This window comes from Cellulosimicrobium sp. AB352, from assembly GCF_049538415.1.
Classification (GTDB): Bacteria; Actinomycetota; Actinomycetes; order Actinomycetales; family Cellulomonadaceae; genus Cellulosimicrobium; species Cellulosimicrobium funkei.
Window position 1 is genome coordinate 19,078 of record NZ_JBMVFX010000026.1, and the last position, 15,605, is coordinate 34,682.

General features: G+C 74.1%; 12 protein-coding genes. 6 read left to right on the forward strand and 6 right to left on the reverse strand.

The genetic code is table 11. The features are described 5' to 3' along the window. The first annotated feature begins 312 nt into the window (after positions 1-312). From ACPCUX_RS16405 to ACPCUX_RS16415, 3 genes are all read left to right on the forward strand, one after another. Complete coding sequence (locus ACPCUX_RS16405; RefSeq protein ID WP_034655387.1) at positions 313-1,494, forward strand: ROK family transcriptional regulator; 1,182 nt, start codon at positions 313-315, stop codon at positions 1,492-1,494. 69 nt (positions 1,495-1,563) lie between these two features. Then, positions 1,564-2,229 (forward strand): ThuA domain-containing protein, encoded by a 666-nt coding sequence (locus ACPCUX_RS16410; RefSeq protein WP_021483712.1) that lies wholly within the window; start codon positions 1,564-1,566, stop codon positions 2,227-2,229. 10 nt (positions 2,230-2,239) lie between these two features. Then, positions 2,240-3,139, forward strand: coding sequence for a dihydrodipicolinate synthase family protein (locus ACPCUX_RS16415; RefSeq protein WP_423389183.1), 900 nt, complete (start codon positions 2,240-2,242; stop codon positions 3,137-3,139). Between the two features lie 4 nt (positions 3,140-3,143). Here ACPCUX_RS16415 and ACPCUX_RS16420 read toward each other — a convergent pair whose 3' ends face one another. The 3 genes from ACPCUX_RS16420 to ACPCUX_RS16430 all read right to left on the reverse strand — a co-directional run bounded on the left by ACPCUX_RS16420 (position 3,144) and on the right by ACPCUX_RS16430 (position 7,375). Beyond that, positions 3,144-4,250, reverse strand: a complete 1,107-nt coding sequence (locus tag ACPCUX_RS16420; RefSeq protein WP_423389184.1) for a hypothetical protein — start codon at positions 4,248-4,250, stop codon at positions 3,144-3,146. 34 nt (positions 4,251-4,284) lie between these two features. Beyond that, on the reverse strand, positions 4,285-6,732 hold the full coding sequence (gene ligA / locus ACPCUX_RS16425; RefSeq protein ID WP_085387588.1) for an NAD-dependent DNA ligase LigA: 2,448 nt from the start codon (positions 6,730-6,732) through the stop codon (positions 4,285-4,287). A 61-nt stretch (positions 6,733-6,793) separates the two neighbouring features. Continuing rightward, positions 6,794-7,375, reverse strand: a complete 582-nt coding sequence (locus ACPCUX_RS16430; protein WP_423389185.1) for a M15 family metallopeptidase — start codon at positions 7,373-7,375, stop codon at positions 6,794-6,796. 195 nt (positions 7,376-7,570) lie between these two features. On the opposite strand from ACPCUX_RS16430, the gene ACPCUX_RS16435 reads away from it, so the two are divergent. Next, on the forward strand, positions 7,571-8,794 hold the full coding sequence (locus tag ACPCUX_RS16435) for a sensor histidine kinase (protein WP_423389186.1): 1,224 nt from the start codon (positions 7,571-7,573) through the stop codon (positions 8,792-8,794). After that, on the forward strand, positions 8,791-9,516 hold the full coding sequence (locus ACPCUX_RS16440; protein WP_031315413.1) for a response regulator: 726 nt from the start codon (positions 8,791-8,793) through the stop codon (positions 9,514-9,516). The genes ACPCUX_RS16435 and ACPCUX_RS16440 overlap by 4 nt, the downstream gene beginning before the upstream one ends. Positions 9,517-9,523: 7 nt before the next feature. Here the strand turns inward: ACPCUX_RS16440 and ACPCUX_RS16445 are convergent, their stop codons facing one another. The 3 genes from ACPCUX_RS16445 to adhE form a co-directional block, all read right to left on the reverse strand. Next, the gene (locus ACPCUX_RS16445; RefSeq protein ID WP_128082891.1) at positions 9,524-9,913 is read right to left on the reverse strand and encodes a DUF6907 domain-containing protein; all 390 of its coding nucleotides are present in this window, start codon (positions 9,911-9,913) and stop codon (positions 9,524-9,526) included. 64 nt (positions 9,914-9,977) lie between these two features. After that, positions 9,978-10,199: a helix-turn-helix domain-containing protein gene (locus ACPCUX_RS16450; protein WP_031315411.1), complete on the reverse strand. Its 222-nt coding sequence runs from the start codon at positions 10,197-10,199 to the stop codon at positions 9,978-9,980. A 216-nt stretch (positions 10,200-10,415) separates the two neighbouring features. Continuing rightward, positions 10,416-13,160: a bifunctional acetaldehyde-CoA/alcohol dehydrogenase gene (adhE, locus tag ACPCUX_RS16455; protein WP_144722674.1), complete on the reverse strand. Its 2,745-nt coding sequence runs from the start codon at positions 13,158-13,160 to the stop codon at positions 10,416-10,418. 206 nt (positions 13,161-13,366) lie between these two features. Here adhE and ACPCUX_RS16460 point away from each other — a divergent pair, with 206 nt between their 5' ends. Then, positions 13,367-15,589 (forward strand): prolyl oligopeptidase family serine peptidase, encoded by a 2,223-nt coding sequence (locus tag ACPCUX_RS16460; RefSeq protein ID WP_423389187.1) that lies wholly within the window; start codon positions 13,367-13,369, stop codon positions 15,587-15,589. The last annotated feature ends 16 nt before the right edge of the window (positions 15,590-15,605 follow it).

Below are 15,605 nucleotides of genomic sequence, written 5' to 3' on the forward strand. Positions count from 1 at the left end.
CTGATCGCCGGATGGGAACGCTCCCGCCGCTCCCGGGGTGCCCCGGGGTGCTGTGGAGGCGATAGTGTCCGGCAAGCCCTGTACGAGCAGGGATGCCGAAGATGCGACGTGCGATCGGGGACCAGGGGGAGCTCGTGGGGCGGTCGTCGCCCGGACCGGAGGCCCACCGTCGGGCCTCCACACCTTTCGACGACGTCCATGTCGCCTTGGGAGGGGACAGTAGGGTACCTTTTGGCGATCGTCAAGCAAAAGCCGATGACTCGTCCGCCTGGTACGGACGACCGACGAGAGGCTCCGTGATTCACTGTGCCCATGGAGGAACTGCTGAAGTTCGCGCCGCGCCCGACCGGTGCCGGCGACATGTTCCAGCTGCTCCGGGACGGTCAGCCGCGCACCCGTGCGGACCTCGCAGCGATCACGGGGCAGGCGCGGTCGACCATCGCCGCCCGGATCGACCTCCTCATGACGGCCGGCCTCATCGCCCCCGCGGGCGAGGCCAGCTCGACCGGCGGGCGCCCGCCCGTGACCTTCGCCTTCAGCCCTGAGGCGCGCATCGTGCTCGCCGTGGACCTCGGCGCGACCCACGCCCGCCTCGCCGTCACGGACCTCGCGTCCAACGTGCTCGCCGAGACCGACGCGGCCCTCGCGATCGCGGACGGTCCCGACGTGGTCCTGTCGTGGGTCGCGGACACCGGCGAGAAGCTCGTCGCGACCACGGGGCGCAGCATCGACGACCTGGTCAGCGTCGGCGTCGGCCTCCCCGGCCCCGTCGAGCACTCCTCCGGACGGCCCATCAACCCGCCGATCATGCCCGCATGGGACGACGTCGACGTCCCCGGGATCCTGCAGAAGCGGTTCGACGCCTCCGTGCTCGTCGACAACGACGTGAACATCATGGCGCTGGGCGAGCACCGCACCGCGTGGCCCGCGGTCACCGACATGCTCTTCGTCAAGGTCGCGACGGGCATCGGCTCGGGCATCATCGCCGACGGCGAGCTCCGGCGCGGCGCGCAGGGCGCCGCGGGCGACATCGGGCACGTCGCCGTCCCGAGCGCCGCCGACGTCCCGTGCCGCTGCGGGAACGTGGGCTGCCTCGAGGCCGTCGCGAGCGGCCAGGCCGTCGCCGCGGCCCTCGCCGCCGCGGGCCTCGACGCGACCACCAGCTCCGACGTCGTCGCGCTCGTGCGCGGCGGCGACCTCGCCGCGAGCCAGGCCGTGCGCCAGGCCGGGCGCGACATCGGCTCCGTCCTCGCGGCGTGCGTCAGCCTGCTCAACCCCTCGCTCATCGTCATCGGCGGCATCGTCGCCGAGGCGGGCGAGCACCTCATCGCGGGCATCCGCGAGATCGTCTACCAGCGCTCGCTGCCCCTCGCGACGCAGCACCTGCGCATCGTCACCTCGCAGGCACGAGGTCAGGCCGGCGTGCTCGGTGCGAGCGCCATGGCCGTCGATCACGTACTCTCGCCCGCAGCGATCGACGCGCTCATCGCCTGAGCGCGGTCGACGGGGGCCGCTGCCCGCGCGCGCGGGCGCGACGAGTGTGACGAAGCACGAGGAGGAGTCATGACCGAGCGGAACCGTCGAGCGCTCGTGGTCCGGGGCGGGTGGCCCGGGCACGCACCCGAGGAGGCCGCCGAGCTGTTCATCCCGTTCCTCGAGGCGTCCGGCTACGACGTGACGCTCGAGGGGTCGCTCGAGGCGTACGCCGACGAGGAGTTCATGACGAGCCTCGACCTCGTCGTGCAGTGCTGGACGATGGGCGAGATCCTCCCGGACGAGATGCGCGGCCTGCGCACGGCCATCGCGAACGGCACCGGGTTCGCGGGCTGGCACGGCGGCATCGTCGACTCGTTCCGGCTCGCCACCGACTACCTGCAGATGGTGGGCGGGCAGTTCGCCGCCCACGCGCACGACCTCGTGGACCACACGATCGAGATCGTGCCCGAGCGCGGGGACCACCCGATCGTCGCGGGGATCGACTCGATCGCGCTGCACTCGGAGCAGTACTGGGTGCTCGCCGACTCGTACAACGACGTCCTCGCGACCACGACGATCCTCCCGCGCGACGGCGACCCGTGGCACGAGCCCGTCGTTTCCCCCGCCGTGTGGACGCGACGCTGGGGCGCCGGACGCATCTTCGTGTGCGCGGCGGGGCACCAGCTCGCCGACCTCGAGGTGCCTCCGATCCGCACGATCGTCGAGCGCGGCATCCTCTGGGCGAGCCGCTGAGCCCGCGCGCATGACCGCCTTCCGCGGCCTGCTCGCCTACCCGATCACGCCCCTCACCGACGACGACGCCCCCGACCTCGACGCTCTCGGCCGCCTGGTCCGGGACGCCGCCGGTGCCGGGGTCGACGGCGTCGTGGTGCTCGCGTCGTCGGGCGCCGGGGTCACGTTCGACCCGGACGAGCGCGACGCCGTCGTGCGGGCGGCCGTGTCCGCGGGGTCGACGGGCGCCACGGCCGTGCCCGTCCACGTCGCGGTGAGCGGCGCGTCGACGCGCGAGGTCCTCGCACGAGCCCGTGCTGCGCGCGACGCGGGCGCCGACGGGCTCGTGCTCGCGCCGTTCTCCTACCTCCCGCTCGACGAGGCGGAGGTCGTGGCGCTGTTCGAGGCGGTCGCGGCGGACGTCGACCTGCCGGTGTGCTTCTACAACCGCAGCGTCCAGACCGCGTACGACCTCACGCCGGGCGCCCTGGCGCACCTCGCCCGCACGACGACCGTGGTCGCGGTCAAGGACGCGGCGTCGACGCCCGCGCGACCCGGAGGGCGGGTCGCCGAGCTGCGGGACGCGACCGACGGCCTCGGCGTGAGCGTCGGGCTGAGCGGCGACGTCCCGCTCGTGCGCGGCGCCGAGCCGGCCGATGCCTGGCACACCGGGCTCGCCGCGCTCGTCCCCGCGGAGTACGTCGCGCTCCGCCGCGCCCGCACCGCGGGCACGGTGCCGGACGCGCGGGTCGCCCGCTGGCTGCACGACCTGACCGCCGTGCTCGCCGACCTGCGCCCGGTGAGCGGGTTCCACGCCCTCGCCACCCTGCTCGGCGTACCGACCGCTCCCCCGCGCGGGCCGTCGCTCCCCGTCCCGCCCGACGGCGTCGCGCGGCTGCGCGAGGTCGTCGGGCGGCGGCCCCGGGGCTGAGCCGTCAGACCGCCGCGAGCACCGCGGCGTGCAGGTCGAGCAGGCCGGTGGTGCGCTCGCTCGGGCCGCGGCCGAAGCCGCACTCCGTCGCGACGCCGACCGGGCGGTCGCCGAGCACCGACGCCGCCGCGGCGAGCCGACGGCGTGCGCCCTCGACACCGTCCTCGTGGTGCAGGAGCCCGAGGTAGAGCTCGGTCGCCGGGTCCAGGCGCAGGTCCGCCAGCGGCGCGACGTACGCGACGTCGTCGCGCGCGATAGGGACCGGCAGGTGGACCCACTGGACCGGCCGGTCGAGGTGCTCCACGAGGGCGTTCGCGACGCGGACGAGGTTCGCGGTGTCCGTCGGCTCGACGAAGTGCTTCTCCGCGACGTCGCCGTAGCAGAGGTGGAACCCCAGCTCGGCCGCGGCGGGGACGTGCCGGGCGAACGCCGCCGCCCGGCGCGCGCAGCCGACGACGACGTCCTCGTCTCCCCCGGCCTCGGCGTCGAACCACGCGCGCGCGGCCCCGCCGCCGAGGTTCGCGCCCTCGACGAACGCGAACTCGGTCGCGAGGTCGACCTGGACCGCGAGGTCCTCCGCGGGGATCGCGGCGCTGATCGCCGCGAGCTCGCGGACGAGCGCGGCCTCGTACGCCGGGTGCACCGCCGCGCGGTCCTGGGGCGCGACGAACGCCGTCACCGGCGCGAGCGGCGAGGGCAGGCACACCTGGAAGCGGGCCCCGGCCGGTAGGGCGCCCTCCTCGCGCAGCGCGACGAAGTCGGCGTACGAGGCGAGGGCCGCGTCGGCGTAGCCGAGCGGGCCGAACCGCAGGTCGGCCGCGTCGACGGAGCCGTCGAGGACGTGCGGGCGCACGTCGAACCCTGCGACGACGACCGGGTCCACCGGGACGCGCGCGAGTCCGTCGACGGCGGAGAACCGCTCACCCTGGAAGAGGATCCAGTGGAACCGCTCGCCGACCTCCCCGTCGGGGACGCGGCGCACGTGGTCGCCGAGGTGCTCCCCCACCGCACGGAAGGTCTCGCGCGCGGTCGGCAGGTTCACGGAGCCCACGAGGTGGGCGCCGCGCAGGGTCGGGAGGGTACGGGACGGGGCGGTGGTGGCGTCGAGCACCGGAGCATCGTAGGCGCCCGGCCCGACGCGCGGCTCAGCCGTCCGCGCCGGGCTCTGCCCCGCCGTCCGTGGCCGGGGCGTCGCCCGCGTCGTCCGACGCCGGGCCCGCACCGAGGCGGTCGGCCACGGCGTCGGGCCCTCCGGCGAGGAGCGCGACGAAGCCCTCCTCGTCGAGGATCGGCAGCCCGAGGTCGCGCGCCTTGGTCTCCTTGGAGCCGGCGCTCGCCCCGACGACGACGTAGTCCGTCTTCTTCGAGACCGACCCGGACGCCTTGCCGCCCGCCGCGATGACGGCCTCCTTGGCGCCGTCGCGGCTGAACCCCTCGAGCGACCCCGTCACGACGACCGTCAGCCCGGCGAGCGGACCGGTCGGCTCCTGGCGCGCGCCGGGGCCGGGGTGGTCGGGGATCTCGAAGCGCACTCCGGCCGCCCGCCAGCGGTCGACGATCTCGACGTGCCAGCCGACGGTGAACCACTCGACGACCTGGTCGGCGATCACGGGCCCGACGCCCTCGACCGCGGCGAGCTCGTCGCGCGTCGCCGCCCGGATCGCGTCGAGCGAGCCGAACCAGTCCGCGAGGGCACGCGCCGCGACCGGGCCCACGTGCCGGATGTTCAGGCTGACGAGGATGCGCCAGAGGTCCTTCGTCTTCGCGAGCTCGAGCTCTTCCACGAGCTTCGTCGCGTTGGTCGACGCCTCGAAGAGGGGCTCCCCCGCCTCGATCGCCGCGCGCTCCGCGGCCTTCGACAGCTTGCGCTTCTTCCGGAACGGCCACACGGACTTGACGGTCGCGGTCGAGCCGTCGGGCATCGTGATCTCGGCCGGCTCGCCCGTGCCGTCGTACTCGCGCGGCAGCCCGGTCTCGGAGTCGCGCACGACGACCCGGATCGGGACGAGCTGCTCGACGCTCAGCTCGAACAGCCCGGCCTCCGTGCGCAGCGGCGGCTCGGCCGGCTCGAGCGGCTGCGTGAGCGCGGCCGCCGTCACCTCGCCGAGCACCTCGACGTCGAGCCCCCCGCGCGAACCGATGTGCTCGACGCGGCCGCGCACCTGGGCGGGGCACGACTCGGCGTTGGGGCAGCGCAGGTCGACGTCGCCCTCCTTCATGGGGCGCAGCGGCGTGCCGCACTCCGGGCAGTCCGCGGGCATGACGAAGTCCTCGCGCGGGTAGCCGTCGTCCGCGAGCGCCGCGACCGGGCCCAGGATCTCGGGGATGACGTCGCCCGCCTTGCGCAGCACCACCATGTCGCCGATGCGCACGCCCTTCGCGCGGACGACGTCCTGGTTGTGCAGTGTCGCCTGGCGCACCGTGCTGCCCGCGACCTTGACCGGCTCCATGACGGCGTACGGGGTCGCGCGGCCCGTGCGCCCGACGCCGACCTGGATCGCGAGGAGGCGCGTGTTGACCTCCTCGGGCGGGTACTTGTAGGCGATGGCCCACCGGGGCGCGCGGCTCGTGGCGCCGAGCCGCCGCTGGAGCGCGAGCTCGTCGACCTTGACGACGATCCCGTCGAGCTCGTGCTCGATGTCGTGCCGGTGCTCGCCGAAGTAGGCGATGCGGTCCATGACCTCGTCGAGCCCGTGCACGACCCGGTTGTGCGGCGACACCGGCACGCCCCACTGCTCGAACAGGGCGTAGGCGTCGGACTGCCGCGCGAGCTCGGCGTGCTCGCCTGCCTCCCACTGGAGCGCACCGACGCCGTGCGCGTACATGCGCAGGTTGCGGCTCGCGGTGACGGCCGGGTCCTTCTGGCGCAGCGACCCGGCCGCGGTGTTGCGCGGGTTCGCGTACGGCGCCTGGCCCGCGGCGACGAGCTTCTCGTTGAGCGCGGCGAAGTCCGCGACGCCCATGAACACCTCGCCGCGGATCTCGATGACGTCGGGGTGCGTCGCGGGGTCGCCGGCGAGGCGCTGCGGGATGCTCGGGATCGTCCGCACGTTGGCGGACACGTCCTCGCCCGTGCGCCCGTCGCCGCGCGTGGCGGCCCGCACCAGACGGCCCTTCTCGTAGAGCAGCGCGATGGCGAGGCCGTCGATCTTGACCTCGCACAGGTAGTCCACCTCGGCGTCCGCGGCCACGCCCAGGTCGCGGTGCACGCGCGCCGCCCACGCGGCGAGGTCCTCGGCGCTGAAGGCGTTGTCGAGCGAGAGCATGGGCTCGAGGTGCTGGACGGTCGCGAAGCCGGCCGCGGCCCGGCCGCCCACGCGCTGCGTGGGCGACTCGGGCGTCTGGAGGGCGGGGTGCGCGGCCTCGAGCGCCTGCAGCTCGTGCATCCGCGCGTCGTACTCCGCGTCGGACGAGACCGGCTGGTCCTCCTCGTAGTAGGCCCGCTGGTCGGCCTCGACCTGGGCGACGAGCTCGGCCCAGCGCCGCTGCGCCGCGGCCTCGTCCAGCTCGGCGGCGGACGACGCCGCGGGCGCGTCCTCGTCCGTCGGGGTCGGGGGGGTCGGCGCTGACGTCGCGGGGGTGCTCTCGCTCACCCGCACATCATCGCGCGGACCGCCCACATCCGCCGCCCCCGGACCGCACCCCGGCGGGCCCTCACCCCCAGCCGTGCGAGGCGTCCTCGTGCATCGGCGGGCACGTCCCGCCCGGCTCCGTCGCGGCCTCGAAGTGCCACATCTCGTTCGCGTACGTGCGGCACAGGCCGAACCGGGGGCCGTGCTCGCCGAGCCACAGTGCGCCGTCGGTCGGCCCGACGTCGATCGCGAGGCCCGCGACGTGCTCCGAGGTCTCGGGCGGGAGCACCCACCGGTGGGCCTCCTCGGGCGACCCGTAGCGCTCGAGCGCCGCCTCGACGAGCTGCTCCTGCTCCGCCGCGGTGCGCCACCCCGAGGTGAGCGTCAGCTCGACCCCCTCGGCGTCGGCGGCGGCCCGCGCCTCGTCGAAACGGCGTTCGAGCTCGGGGTCCAGCCCGGTCGCGGTCTGGGGGCGCAGGGTGGGCGACGGGTCGGCGACGGCGTCGCCGTCGTGCGTCGTCACGGTGAGGTACGTGAGCGCGCCCGCCGCGCCGAGCGCGCCGACGGCGAGGACGCCGAGCACGGTGCGGGCGACGCGCCGCGGGCCGCGAGAGCCCGGGACGTGGCGGGCGGGCGGCGTGGGGCGCAGGGGTGTCGTGGCCATCTGACGAGGCTCGCCCGCGGCGACCTCGCGCCACATCGACCCGACGGCGACTCCTCGACCCCGCCGTGCGGTGCAGCCGGACGGGGAGCGTCCGCCCCCGGCCCGACGTCGTTCCGCCCTGGGGCGGAGGCGGCACGGGCCGGGTTCCCTCCCGGGGCGGTGCCGCGCACGACCCGCCCCCGCTACCGTGGACGCGTGCCCCCGACGACCCGCCTGCCCGTGTGGGCGCAGGACCTCGCGACCGCGCTCGTCGCGGGCGCCGTGTGGTTCACCGTGGTCATGGTCATGGAGCGCGGCGACTACTGGTACCCGCGCTTCCCCGACTCGTACCGGATCGCCGGCCTGGGGATCGTGCTCGCGCTCGCGCTGCGGCGCGTCGCGCCCGGCCCGCTGTTCTGGGGCACCGTCACGCTCTACCCGCTCGCGATCCCCTGGATCATGCAGACCCCGTTCGAGCTCGTGCCGCTCATGATCGCGGCCTTCGCGGCGACCCGGTCCGGGGCGGTGCCGCCGGTCCTGGCGACCGTCGGCGCCGGCCTCGCGGCGTTCGCGCTGCAGCTCGCGGGGCGCCCGGGGCTCGTCCTGCCGCCCCGAGCCTTCTTCGTCGAGGAGCTCTGGGTCGCGAACTCCCCCTCCGACGTCGTCCTCGCGCTCGCCCTCGTGCTCGTCGCGGTCGCCGCCGGGTACTTCTTCCGCCGCCTCGCCCTGACGTCCGAGAGCCTGCGCGAGCGCAACGCGGAGCTCCAAGAGCTCCAGGCCGAGCTCGCGGAGCGCGCCGTGCTCGCCGAGCGCACGCGGATCGCGCGCGAGCTGCACGACGTCGTCGCGCACCACATGTCGGCGATCGTCGTGCGCGCCCAGGCGGCGGACCGCGTCGCGGCGAACCGCCCGGACGCGCCGGCCGAGGCCGTGCGGTGGATCGCCGACGAGGGCAAGCAGGCGCTCACCGCGATGCGGTCCGTCGTGCAGGTGCTGCGCCGCGGCACCGAGGCCGACGGCGGCACCGCGGCCCTCGCCCCGACGCCCGACGGCGACCGGGCCGCGGACGAGCTGCGCGCGGCCGCCCGCCGCCTGCGCGACGCCGGGCGCGCCGTCGACCTCACGCTCCCCGACCCGTGGCCCGCGACGAGCGCCGAGTCCGGCCTCGCCGTCGTCCGCATCGCCCAGGAGGCCCTGACCAACGTGCTGCTGCACTCCCTCGCCCACGACGTGACCGTGACCCTGACCGACCGTGCGGGCGACCTGCGCCTGCGCGTCCACGACGCCGGACCGCCGCTGCCGAGCACCGACGGGCGGCAGGGGCACGGCCTGACCTCCATGCGCGAGCGGGCGCTCGCGGCCGGGGGCGCGCTGTCCGCCGGGCCGGACGGGCGCGGCGGCTGGACGGTCGAGGCGCGAGTCCCCCGGGCGGCGGCGTGAGCGCCCCCGGCACGGGCACGACGCCGGTCCGCGTCGTCGTCGTGGACGACCAGGCGACCATCCGCCTGGGCCTGCGCATGATCCTCGACAACGAGCCGGACGTCACGGTCGTCGGCGAGGCCGGGGACGGGGAGACGGCGGTCGCCATGGCGCGCGCCCTGCGCCCCGACGTCCTGCTCATGGACGTGCGCATGCCCCGGCTGGACGGCATCGAGGCGACCGCGCGCATCGTGGCCGACCCCGAGCTCGCGGCGGTGCGCACGCTCGTCCTCACGACGTTCGACGACGACGAGTACGTGTACGGCGCGCTGCGGGCGGGCGCCGCGGGGTTCCTCCTCAAGGACGCGGACCCGCAGTCGCTCGTCGACGCCGTGCACCGCGTCCACGCCGGCGACTCCCTGCTCGACCCGGCGGTCACGGGCCGCATCATCTCGACCTACGTCGAGCTCGCCCGGCAGGCGCCGCTCGCGGCCTCCGACGCCGTCGAGACCGGGTCCGCGGTCACCGGGCTCGACGCGGCGACCCCGCGCGAGCGCGAGGTGCTCCTCGCGGTCGCGCGCGGCCTGTCGAACCGCGAGATCGGGGCGGAGCTGCACCTCACCGAGGCGACCGTGAAGAGCCACGTGCGGTCGCTGCTCACCAAGGTCGGGCTGACGAACCGGGTGCAGCTCGTGATCCTCGCGTACGAGGCCGGGTTCGTGCGGCCGGGCGGCACGGCCTGAGCCCGGCTCACGCCTCCGGGGGCAGGCCCTCGACCGCGTGCCCGAACGCCTCGACGATGCGCCACATGTCGCCGAGCAGCACCTCGAGGCGCTGCTCGAACCCGTCGCCCACGTAGACCCACGTGTCGTGCGACCCGTCCCTGCGGTGGAGCGACACCACGAGCTCCGACGCCGACCGCTCGTCCCGGTGCACGCCGTCCGGCGACGCGTGCGCCGCGAGGGTCGTGGCGGGCACCGTGAGCTCCGGGCCGAGGTGCTTGCGGTCGTGCGGGTGGTCGCCCTCCTCGTGGACGGCCACGCACCACGGCGGGCAGTCGTCCACCTGCCAGGACGGCCTCCCGAGCGGCGAAGCCCACACTGCTGATCCCCCTGTCGTGCTGTCGAGCACGTCGGTCATGCCGATCACCTCCCCGGCGACGGGACCATGATGCCGGGGGCGTCCGACACGCCGGACCGCGCCGTTACGAAGGCGGTGGACGGAGGAGCGAGACGGGGTCGACGTCGAGCCGCTCGGCAAGCTTCTCGACCGAGCGGAGGGTCAGGTTGCGCTCCCCGCGCTCGACCCCGCCCATGTAGGTCCGGTGGACGCCGAGGAACTCGGCGAAGTCCTCCTGGCTCATCCCGCGGCCGACCCGGAGGGTCCGCAGGTTCTCACCCAGCGCGCGCTGCAGATCTCCTTGCACGCGTGCAACCGTCACCCAGCGCTACTCCTCGGTCTACAGACTTATCGGTATCACCCCGTTCTCGACCGACCCCCTCCCCCCGCTCCGCGAGGGGCGCCCGCGCCACGCGTGCTACTCATAGATAGCACATCGCGGGCCCTCCCGTCACACGACGGAGCCCGACGGCGGAAGGGGACTCGCGCCGTCGGGCTCCGGGTTTCGTGGGGCCGGGAAGGGTCAGCCGGCCGCCACGCTCCCGGCAGGCGGGGTCGCCGCCTGCCCGTCCTCGGTGCTCGCGCCCTCGTGGGCCGCGAGACGCTCTGCCCGCACGACCTCGCGGCTGCTGCCGCGGTAGGCCGCGACGAGGATGTCGCGCATGTCCTCCAGGACCGGCATCCGCGGGTTCGCCGGGGCGCACTGGTCCTCGAACGACCGGAGCGCGAGGTCGTCCAGGCGGCTCATGAACGCCCGCTCGTCGACGCCCTGCGCGGCGAACGTGGCCTCGATGCCCACCTTGGCGCGCAGCTCCTCGACCGCCCTCGCGTACGACTCGACGCCCTCCTCCGGGGTGGAGGCCGGCAGCCCGAGGTGCTTCGCGATCTCCTGGAACCGCTCCGGGGCCACGTAGCGCTCGTACTTGGGCCAGCTCGTGAGCTTCGTGGGCACCTGGCCGTTGTAGCGGATCACGTGCGGCAGGAGCACCGCGTTGGTGCGCCCGTGCACGAGGTGGAAGGTCGAGCCCACGGTGTGCGCCATGGCGTGCACGATGCCGAGCATCGCCGAGCCGAACGCCATGCCCGCGATGGTCGCCGCGTTGTGCATCTTCTCGCGGGCCTTCGGGGCCGCCGCGCCCTGCGTGACCGAGTCCTCGATGTGCTCGAAGACCATCTTGATCGCCTGCAGGCACAGCCCGTCGGTGAAGTCGTTCGCGTAGACGGAGACGAACGCCTCGGTCGCGTGCGTGAGGGCGTCGAAGCCCGAGTCGGCGGCGAGCTTCGCCGGCATGGTGTCCGTGAGCACGGGGTCGACGATGGCGACGGTCGGGGTGAGCGCGTAGTCCGCGAGCGGGTACTTGAAGCCCGTCTCCGGGTCGGTGATGACCGCGAACGGCGTCACCTCCGCGCCGGTGCCCGACGACGTCGGGATGCACACGAGCTTCGCCCGGCCCCCGAGCTCCGGGAACTTGTACGCGCGCTTGCGCACGTCGAAGAACTTCTCCCGCATGTCGGAGAACTCGATCTCCGGGTGCTCGTACCGCAGCCACATGACCTTGGCGGCGTCCATCGGCGACCCGCCGCCGATCGCGATGATCGTGTCGGGCTCGAAGTCGCGCATCGACTCGGCGCCGCGGTTCACGGTGCCGACGCTCGGCTCCGGCTCGACCGCGTCGATGATCTGGATCGCGACCTTCTCCTCGCGGCGGGCGAGGACGTCGAGCACGCGGTCGACGACGCCGATGCGGCTCATGACCTTGTCGGTGACGATCGTGACGCGGTGCACGTCGCGCATCTGCGCGAGGTACTGGATCGAGTTCGGCTCGAAGTACGTCTTGGCGGGCACCTTGAACCACTGCATGTTGTTGTTGCGCCGCCCGATCCGCTTGACGTTGATGAGGTTGACCGCCGACACGTTGTTCGACACCGAGTTCGCGCCGTAGCTGCCGCAGCCCAGCGTGAGCGACGGGAGCAGCGCGTTGTAGATGTCGCCGATGCCGCCGAGCGACGTCGGGCTGTTCCACAGCACGCGCACAGCCTTCACGCGCGACCCGTAGCGCTCGACGAGCGCCTCGTCGGACGTGTGGATGGCGGCCGAGTGGCCCAGGCCGTCGAGCTCGACCATGCGCTCGGCCAGGCGGACGCCGTGCTCGGTGTCCCGCGCGCGCAGCACGGCGAGGACGGGCGTGAGCTTCTCGCGGCTCAGCGGCTCGTCGGGGCCGACGTCGTCGATCTCGGCAAGGATGATCGACGTGTCGTCGGGGACCTCGAACCCCGCCTCGCGCGCGATCCACACGGGCGACTTGCCCACGACCTTCGGGTTGAGCTTCGCCCCGGCGCAGTTCGTGCCGTTCGCCTCGACCCCGAAGATGAGGCGCTCGAGCATCGCCTTCTCGGCGGGCGTCACCCGGTAGGCGTGCAGGCGGGCGAGCTCGCGCATCGCGTCGTCGTAGATCACGTCGTCGAGGATCAGCGCCTGCTCCGAGGCGCACACCATGCCGTTGTCGAACGCCTTCGACATGACGACGTCGTTGATCGCGCGGCCGAGGTCGGCGCTCTTCTCGACGTAGGCGGGGACGTTGCCGGCCCCGACGCCGAGCGCCGGCTTGCCGGCCGAGTAGGCCGCGCGGACCATGCCGTTGCCGCCCGTGGCGAGGATGAGCGCGACGCCGGGGTGGTGCATGAGCGTGCTGGTCGCCTCGATCGACGGGTGCTCGACCCACTGGATGCAGTCGTCGGGCGCGCCGGCCGCGACCGCGGCGTCGCGCACGATGCGGGCCGCCTCGACCGACGAGCGCTGCGCGCTCGGGTGGAACGCGAACACCACGGGGTTGCGCGTCTTGAGCGCGATGAGCGACTTGAAGATCGTGGTCGACGTCGGGTTCGTCACCGGCGTCACGGCGCACACGACGCCGACGGGCTCGGCGATCTCGACGACGCCCGTGAGCTCGTCGCGCCCGATGATGCCGACCGTCTTCAGGTTCGCCATCGAGTTGGGCACGTGCTCGCACGCGAAGATGTTCTTGGTCGCCTTGTCCTCGAAGACGCCGCGCCCGGTCTCGACGACGGCCATCTGCGCGAGGTGGCCGTGCTGGTGCAGGCCGGCGACGGACGCCTTGAGGACGATCCGGTCGACGTCCTCCTGCGTGAGGCTCATGTACTGGTCGAGCGCCTTGCGGGCCCGCTCGACGAGGACGTCGATCTCGTGCGTCGTGCGGGTGTCCTCGGTGCGGTTCTCGACCTTCGTGCTGGCGCTCTTCGCGCTCATGCGTCCCCTCCGGTGCCCGACCTCGCCGGGCGTCGGCCGCGGGTGTGCCGGGGCCGGGATGCCCCGGCTCCTTCGGCGGTCTCTCTACTTGTGAAGGTTTTCACAAGGCGCTCGTGCCCACAAGGGTCGAGCCCCGATGCGGGCCGAAGGTCCCCGCCTCCTCGTGACCTCCGCACCACGGGCCGCGCGCCGTAGGGTGGGTGACCATGACCGCCGAGCAGACGACGAGCCCCTCGCCCGCGACCGAGAGCCGCGCCGCGACCGACCGACCCGACGGCACCCCCCACGACCCGTACCTCTGGCTCGAGGAGGTCGAGGGCGACGAGGCGCTGGCCTGGGTCCGCGCCCGCAACGCCGAGGTCGCCGACACGCTCGAGACCGCCGACGAGTTCGCCGCGACCGAGCGCGCGATCCGCGAGGTGCTCGACTCCGACGCGAAGATCCCCGAGGTCTCGAAGATCGGCGACCGGTACTACAACTTCTGGCGCGACGCGCAGCACGAGCGCGGCGTCTGGCGGCGCACGACGCTCGAGTCCTACCGCACCGACGACCCCGAGTGGGAGACCGTCCTCGACCTCGACGCGCTCGCCGCGGCCGAGGGGGAGTCGTGGGTCTGGCACGGCGCGAGCGTCCTGCGCCCGACGCCGGAGCAGCTCGCCGCGGGCGAGCCGTGGCGGCACGCGCTCGTCGAGCTCTCCCCCGGCGGCTCCGACGCCGACGTCACGCGCGAGTTCGACCTCGTGGAGAAGCGGTTCGTCGCGCCGGAGGACGGCGGCTTCCACCGCGCCGAGGCCAAGGGCTCGCTCGGCTGGATCGACGCCGACACCGTCTACGTCTTCACCGACTTCGGCGAGGGCACGCTCACGCCGTCCGGGTACCCGCGCGTGGTCAAGCGCTGGACGCGCGGCACCCCGCTCGACGCCGCGGTGACCGTCTACGAGGGCACCGACGAGGACATGTACATCTCCGCCTGGCGCTCGCACACGCCCGGGTTCGAGCGCGACTTCGTGCACCGCTCCAAGGCGTTCTACTCCGACGAGCTCTACCTCGCCGAGCGCACCGGCACGCCCGAGCAGCGCCTGACGAAGATCGACGTGCCCGACTCCGCCGAGGTCGGCGTGCGGCGCGAGTGGCTCCTCGTCGAGCTGCGCGACGACTGGACGGTCGGCGGCGCGACGTACCGCGCCGGGTCGCTCCTCGCGGCCCGGTTCGACGACTTCCTCGCGGGCGACCGCGGCTTCACCGTGCTCTTCGAGCCGACGGCGACGACGTCGCTCGCCGGCGCCACGTGGACGCGCCACCACCTCGTCGTCAACGTGCTCGACGACGTGAAGAACCGGCTCCACGTGCTGACGCCGCCGGACGCCGCCGCGCCCGGGGGCGCCGTCGGGCAGGAGGCCGCGGACGCGCCGTGGGTGCGCTCGGAGATCCCGGGCCTGCCCGCGCTGGGCACGGTCGCCGTCGGGGCGGTCGACCCCGTCGACACCGACGACCTCTGGCTCGTCACGACCGACTACCTCACGCCGACGACGCTCTCGCTCCTGTCGCTCGGCGAGCACCCGGGCGACGCGGGCGCGCCCGAGGTCGTCAAGTCCAACCCCGCGTTCTTCGACGCCGACGGCATGACGGTCGCGCAGCACTTCGCCACGTCCGACGACGGCACCCGCGTGCCGTACTTCGTCGTGGGCCGCGCGGACCTCGTCGCGGGGGCGGGCGAGGGCGGCAGCGGAACCGGTACCGCGCCCACGCTCCTGTACGGGTACGGCGGCTTCGAGATCTCGCTCACGCCCGCCTACTCCGGCGCGCTCGGCCGCGCGTGGCTGTCGCAGGGCGGCGTCTACGTCGTCGCGAACATCCGCGGCGGCGGCGAGTACGGGCCCGCGTGGCACCAGGCCGCGCTCAAGGCGAACCGCCACCGCGCCTACGAGGACTTCGCCGCCGTCGCGCGCGACCTCGTCGCCCGCGGGATCACCACGCCCGAGCACCTGGGGATGGAGGGCCGCTCCAACGGCGGCCTGCTCGCCGGCAACATGCTCACGCAGTACCCCGAGCTGTTCGGCGCCGTCATCGTCGGCGTGCCGCTGCTCGACATGCGCCGCTACACGAAGCTCCTCGCGGGGGCGTCGTGGGCCGCGGAGTACGGCGACCCGGACGACCCCGAGCAGTGGGAGTTCATCCGCACGTTCTCGCCGTACCACCTGTTCGACGCCGAGCGCGAGTACCCGCCCGTGCTGTTCACGACGTCGACGAAGGACGACCGCGTCCACCCGGGCCACGCGCGCAAGCTCGCCGCGAAGATGCTCGGCGAGGGCAAGGACGTCACGTACTACGAGAACATCGAGGGCGGCCACGGCGGCGCCGCGAACAACGCCCAGGCCGCGCACATGGCCGCGGTGCACTACCGCTTCCTCGCCGAGCGCCTCGGCTGACCGGGCGCTCCCGCCG

What these genes read in the sequence shown, in the direction of transcription:
- ACPCUX_RS16405 (WP_034655387.1), top strand. Translation starts at nt 313, where the DNA reads ATGGAGGAACTGCTGAAGTTCGCGCCGCGCCCGACCGGTGCCGGCGAC.
- ACPCUX_RS16410 (WP_021483712.1), top strand. Translation starts at nt 1,564, where the DNA reads ATGACCGAGCGGAACCGTCGAGCGCTCGTGGTCCGGGGCGGGTGGCCC.
- ACPCUX_RS16415 (WP_423389183.1), top strand. Translation starts at nt 2,240, where the DNA reads ATGACCGCCTTCCGCGGCCTGCTCGCCTACCCGATCACGCCCCTCACC.
- ACPCUX_RS16430 (WP_423389185.1), bottom strand. Translation starts at nt 7,375, where the DNA reads ATGGCCACGACACCCCTGCGCCCCACGCCGCCCGCCCGCCACGTCCCG.
- ACPCUX_RS16445 (WP_128082891.1), bottom strand. Translation starts at nt 9,913, where the DNA reads ATGACCGACGTGCTCGACAGCACGACAGGGGGATCAGCAGTGTGGGCT.
- adhE (WP_144722674.1), bottom strand. Translation starts at nt 13,160, where the DNA reads ATGAGCGCGAAGAGCGCCAGCACGAAGGTCGAGAACCGCACCGAGGAC.
- ACPCUX_RS16460 (WP_423389187.1), top strand. Translation starts at nt 13,367, where the DNA reads ATGACCGCCGAGCAGACGACGAGCCCCTCGCCCGCGACCGAGAGCCGC.